Genomic DNA, 5359 nt, shown 5'->3' with positions numbered 1-5359 from the left:
TTGAAATAGCACATAGCAGAGGAAATATGCGAGACTCCTGCGGAAAAACGGGCGACCGAGACCCCACAGCGGTCTTTGCGAGGAGGCTTGGGCGTTCGTCCGCGGAAAGCGAGTATATTTCCCTCTGCGGCTTAGCAATAGCACTACTTTATGGAAAAAGAGCTTTTAACAAAGATGAATGGTGGAGTGAACATTACACCACCACATTTGACAGAGAACCTAAATATTTCACTTTATTACAGATAGCAGTCAGTAAAACGTCCGAATGTTCTGATTCACTTCACTACCAATCAGTGGAGGAGAACGGAAATCTCAGGATACTGAGGGTTTTATTTGACATCTTTTTATGCTCATGTTAAATTTAAATAAACAACCCTACCTGGGTATAGTTTTATCGTAACTGTATGTTAGATGAAAAAGGAGCTAATCGTATGGGAAATTTACAAAAGAATGTGCAAGAAGTATGGAAGATAGAGGGCATGTCTTGTAGCAGTTGCTCATTAACGATAGAGAAAAAGTTAAATAACACCAATGGCATTATTAATGCTACCATTAATTTTGCTGCTGAAAAAGGGAATATTGAGTTTGACCAAGCGAGTATTAGCAAAGAGGAGATCGAACAGATTGTTGAAGATTTAGGTTATCGGGCCATTCCAAAGCAACAGCAACAACAATCCGAGGTGAAGGCAACATTTAAAATAAATGGTATGACTTGTACGGCATGTGCTAATCGGATTGAAAAAGGGTTAAACCAACTAGAAGGGGTTAATCAAGCCACTGTTAATTTTCCAGCCGAAAAAGTAACGGTTGGATATGATTCAAGTCAAGTGAGAAATTTCGATTTGCAGAAAAAGGTTGATCAGTTAGGCTATCAATTGTTAATCGAAGATAATCAAGATCAGCAAGTGGATGAAGATGAGCAGAAAATGAACAAGGCAGCACGGTTAATGTTCATCTCAATCGGATTATCAAGTTTGATTATGATCATGATGGTTATTCATATGTTTATTCAGCCAATTCCAGGTTATCTTCCAATTGTTGCGCTGTTAGGTGCACCTATTGTATTTGGTACTGGCCGACATGTTCATGTAGGTGCTTTTAAAGCCTTAAAAAATAAAAGCCCGAACATGGATGTGCTGGTGATGCTCGGGTCATTACTTCCCTATCTGGTAGGTTTAATGGGGCTGTTTTTGCCGATTCAAACATTTATTGAAATGGCAACAACGATTATGACTTTTCACTTAGTTGGAAAATATCTCGAGGTTCGTGCAAAAGGAAAGGCATCCCAAGCGATAAAAAAACTACTTGAGATGGGTGCTAAGACAGCAAAAATTTTGGTTGATGGAGAAGAATTAGAAGTTTCAGTAAAAGAATTACAAGCGGATGATATGATGATTATTCGTCCAGGCGAAAAAGTACCTACCGACGGTATTGTTGTTGAAGGTAACGGTTTATTTGATGAATCAATGGCGACTGGGGAGTCTATGCCCGTCAAGCGTCAGCAAGGTGATGAAGTGATTGGAGCAACCATTAATCAGCAAGGTTTAGTCAAAGTGAAAGTAACAAAGGTTGGTCAAGACACGTTTTTATCTCAAGTTGTTAAAATGATGGAAGAAGCACAAGGTTCTAAGGTTCCGATTCAAGAGTTTGCCGATCGCATCACGGGTTATTTTGTTCCGGTGATCATCATTTTAACGATCATTACCTTTATTTCTTACCTTGTCTTTCCTGATTTTCATCAAGCGATTATTGATTGGGGCGCACAGTTTTTACCATGGATCAATCCTGATCTTAGCCCACTAACGCTAGCATTTATAACAGCAACAGCCGTTCTCGTTATTTCATGTCCATGTGCACTTGGATTAGGAACACCGACAGCACTCATGGTTGGAAGCGGGATGGGTGCCGAACATGGTATTTTAATTCGAAATGGAGAAGCTATTCAATCATTTAAAGATTTAGACATGATTGCATTTGATAAAACTGGAACGATTACAAAAGGGAAGCCAGAGGTAACTGATATTTTATTAGCTGATGGGGTAGCTGAAGCAGACTTTCTATACTATGCGGGAACGATAGAAAAAGGTTCAGAACATCCATTGGCACATGCTATTGTAGAAAAAGCCCAATCAAGTGACAGACGACTAGCTGATGTTGAAGAATTCACCAACCAAGTTGGCATGGGTGTACACGGCTTGGTTAATAAAGAGCAAATCTTTATTGGAAATCGAAAACTAATGGACGAAAACGCTATTGATTATAGCGAATATCAGGAGGCGTTAATTCGTTTAGAGAATGAAGCAAAAACCGCTATGCTTGTTGCTAAACAAGATCAATTACTCGGTGTCATTGCCGTCGCCGATCCAATCAAAGAAGATTCAGCTGAAGCTATTGCAAAATTAGAGGAAAAAGGAATTAAAACAGCGATGATTACAGGTGACAATGAGCGAACAGCACAGGCGATCGCCAAAAAAATCGGGATCAGTCATGTGATTGCTGAAGTATTGCCAGATGGTAAAGTTGCTGAAGTGAAACGACTACAAGAAAATTATCAAGTCGTGGCGATGGTAGGCGATGGTATCAACGATGCTCCAGCACTAAAACAATCACAGATTGGGGTAGCAATCGGAACAGGGACAGACATTGCCATTGAAGCTGCTGATGTTACCTTAGTGCGAGGTGAGCTGAGTGGGATTGTCTCTGCTATTACCTTATCACAAGCTATATTCCGTAAAATTAAACAGAATTATTTTTGGGCATGGTTTTATAATGCGGCTTTCATACCCGTAGCTATGTTAGGTTTGTTACATCCTATGATTGGAGCTGCAGCAATGGCAGTCAGTTCGCTAAATGTCATTTATAATTCATTGAGACTAAAGCGGATTAACCTTAATCTAAATGAGTAACTTATAACAAATTTTTAAACCATTGATATCAAAGGATATTGATGGTTTTTTCATTGCTTGAAGTTAATGATCTCGATAGAAAATCGATATTTATTTATTAAATTTGATTTTTACAACTACAAACAAGGAGTGAATTAACATATGGTAGAACTTATTTCTTTTGGACCATTCACATTTTATTTCTTTGGATTAATGATCGGTATAGGTATCATTTTAGGGATGTTATTATTAAAAAAACTTGCTGAAAGAGAGCAAGTTGATTCTAAGAAACTATTTGATATTGGATTATATGCATTTATCGGCGGGATTGTTGGTGCGCGGATCTTTTATATTGTATTCTATAATCCGACTTATTACTTTGCAAACCCAGTTGAGATTTTCATGATTCATCGAGGAGGTTTATCGATCCATGGTGGACTATTTGGTGGATTACTTACAAGTTTTTATCTACTTAAACGATATCGGTTGCCTATATGGAAAGTGTCAGATATTGCAGCGCCGGCATTAATATTGGCTCAAGCTGTTAGCCGTATTGGTTGTGATGTTTTTGGTAGACCTTTAAGCAACAATTGGCGCTGGGGCGTGATGTTTAATGGAGAATACTTACACCCTGTACAAGCCTATGAATTTATACTCAGTTACTTATTGTTAGGTTACTTATTATGGCTTTTTTATAGAAAAGTGTATCAAGGTCAAGTTTTTTTACACTATTTAATAGGTTTTATGTTGATAAGATCGTTTGTTGAATTTTTCAGAATAAACCCTTCGGTAGGGGGATTTGTTAGTATAAGTCATCTGTTAGGTTTAGTATTTATTCTTTTAACTCTCGCGTTAATAAGTTACTGTCGAAAAAATAATCGCTTGCCGAAATCAGATAAGCAAATACCCGCGAAAAATGATTACTATGCGGTTATCATTATAGGAACTTTAATAATAGTTTCTTTATTTATCTATTATGGCGTACACACGTTGATCTAAGGCAATCTAATTATGAAAATGAAATTTAAAATAGGAGATATAATATTGATGTTTATATTATTTTTGCTATCTCTTATTCCGACTTTATTATTATATAATCGAGCTTCATTAGATCAGCCTGTAAGTGCTACTATTCAAGTCAATCAAAATGTCATACAGGAAATAGATTTAACCGATCCCGATGAGTTGAAGATGGTTGAAATTCCAGAGATTGCATGTAATGAAGATGGTGTTGAAATAAAGAATCGTGCGGTTCGTATACGTGATTCAAGTTGTCCAGATCAGATATGTGTTCAGACTGGTTTTATTTCTGAGCCTAATCAAGTCATTATTTGTTTACCACATCGTGTGGTTATTGAGTTAACGTTCAATGATAGATATGAAGATGTTATTAGTTATTAGATCGTAGCTAAACATAATAAAGCAACGAACCTGTAATCCTATTGTTATGATTTATGCACAAAATCTCCACACTTCTAAACTAATCTATTAAATAGAAAATTAAAAGATTAGTTTAAGGAGGAATAAATAGTGATTGTGCATCAACGATATCGCCTATTAATTATATTAATTTTATTTACTTTATTAATGAATCAATTTCATAATTCATCTTTTTAAAAATTTAAAGACCTACAGAATTTTAGTGATATCGTTTTAAAAAGTTTTTTTAAGCAACTTGTTGCTGATTTAACACTAAATTCACACGATCACTTGCTAATTTTGATGCATTATAAACAAGCGTGACGATGTCAAAATGAACTTTTGCTCGTTTTCCAGTTCGATAACGCACATTGTCCAGTTGAAAATATTCCTTTAGATAACCATTGACGCGTTCTACTGCTGAGCGGCGCTTTGATATATGTTTCCACGCTTTTGACCCACGAGCTGGGGCTGTATATTTTCGGAGATCTGTCGTGATTTTTACTTTATAAACCTTTTGGCAAATACTTTCGTTAGCTAAAGGACAGTCGCTACATTCTTTTGGTCTTGTGTATTTCAACGTTTCATACTTGGCATAAAAACTATCATAACGATAGGAATGTTCCCTAAAACAGGTTGGGGCAAAGTGTTTATCAAACCCAATGGGTTCTGCTTCATTTTTCTTATTATAAGCAATGACAGATTGGTTTCCCATTCGATGAACTTGAACATAAATAGGGGCGTAGTCATATCCTGCATCCATTGTCTGGTAGGTCAAAAAAGGCAAGGATAGGCATTCATCCACTCCCTTTAATAAAGGAATAGCTGCTTTTCCATCATTGAGACTGCCAGAAGAAAAAAGAGACTGTAAAATGTACTGACTGGATGTTCCAACAGCTAAGTGACCTTTGTAGCCGTACCAAAAGACATTTTTTCCTTCGCTGTTCTTTTTCACACCCCATTTAGGGTCTTGAGGAACTTCCGAACGTAACTCATGTAAAGGAACATCCAACTGAGCTTCTATTTTCTTTTCGTAAAGGGGAAGTTTTGCTTCC

Annotated in this window: 5 protein-coding genes; 4 read left to right on the top strand and 1 reads right to left on the bottom strand. The window is 36.8% G+C overall.

All coding sequences use genetic code 11. The features are described 5' to 3' along the window. The 4 genes from B494_RS21345 to B494_RS19250 all read left to right on the top strand — a co-directional run. A partial coding sequence (locus B494_RS21345; RefSeq protein WP_420884344.1) for a hypothetical protein occupies nt 1–359 on the top strand: 359 nt, incomplete at its 5' end. 72 nt (nt 360–431) lie between these two features. After that, nucleotides 432–2906 (top strand): heavy metal translocating P-type ATPase, encoded by a 2475-nt coding sequence (locus B494_RS0110460; RefSeq protein ID WP_017472347.1) that lies wholly within the window; start codon nt 432–434, stop codon nt 2904–2906. Between the two features lie 141 nt (nt 2907–3047). Beyond that, nucleotides 3048–3884, top strand: a complete 837-nt coding sequence (lgt, locus tag B494_RS0110455; protein ID WP_017472346.1) for a prolipoprotein diacylglyceryl transferase — start codon at nt 3048–3050, stop codon at nt 3882–3884. Between the two features lie 48 nt (nt 3885–3932). After that, nucleotides 3933–4286, top strand: a complete 354-nt coding sequence (locus B494_RS19250; protein WP_017472345.1) for a NusG domain II-containing protein — start codon at nt 3933–3935, stop codon at nt 4284–4286. A 265-nt stretch (nt 4287–4551) separates the two neighbouring features. On the opposite strand, the gene B494_RS19245 is transcribed toward B494_RS19250, so the two are convergent. Continuing rightward, on the bottom strand, nt 4552–5359 hold an 808-nt coding region (locus B494_RS19245), incomplete at its 5' end, for a transposase (protein ID WP_033193614.1).

The organism is Amphibacillus jilinensis Y1, from assembly GCF_000306965.1.
GTDB classification, from domain to species: domain Bacteria; phylum Bacillota; class Bacilli; order Bacillales; family Amphibacillaceae; genus Amphibacillus_C; species Amphibacillus_C jilinensis.
This window is presented reverse-complemented; position numbering and strand designations above follow the sequence as displayed.